This window comes from Paenibacillus sp. sgz302191 (assembly GCF_057749925.1).
The window spans coordinates 1-574 of record NZ_JBYLHY010000104.1 but is presented as its reverse complement, the minus strand read 5'-3'; the positions used below and the strand labels follow the sequence as shown (position 1 = coordinate 574).

Genomic DNA, 574 nt, shown 5'->3' with positions numbered 1-574 from the left:
GGCGGCGGGTGTAGCCCAAGCGAAGGCGCGGGAGTCGGAACTTTTTACCATGCAGCCAGAGCTTAAGAGGGATATCGCTGCTCAAACATCTTTTGTAGTTCTTCTTTCACTTGGGGATTTCCGAATCCAGTAACGACCCTGCTCCTCCACCTTTCGACGTAGTCCAGTGTTTCCAGGTACATGATCTTTTCGGCTGTTTCCATGTTCGTTAAGCTGTTCATCGGCTTTAAACGTTTCCGAAACTCCTTATTCATCCGCTCGATGGCGTTGGTGGTGTAGATTTGCTTCCAGATCATCTGTGGAAACGTGTAGAAGGCAAGCAGTGTGGGCAGATTGTCTTCCCAGGATTGAATTTCTTTGGGGTACTTTTTGCTCCACTTGGCCTTCACCGTGTCAAAGGCAGCCATGGCAAGGTCACGGTCTAATGCGTTGTAGATGGTTTTGAGATCGCTTATGAATTCGTTCTTGTCTTGTACGCGAATCTTAGGGAAGGTGGTACGCATCTTGTGGACGACGCAGTGCTGCACGTCTGCTTTCGGATAAGCCTCACGAAACGCCTCTTCCAGCCCCTGTA

Annotated in this window: 1 protein-coding gene; it reads right to left on the bottom strand. The window is 49.8% G+C overall.

Annotated elements, in window-relative coordinates; translation table 11 throughout:
* Positions 1-62: 62 nt before the first annotated feature.
* Positions 63-574 (bottom strand): transposase (locus AC3G2T_RS38800; RefSeq protein WP_488438829.1); only part of this gene is annotated, 512 nt, incomplete at its 5' end.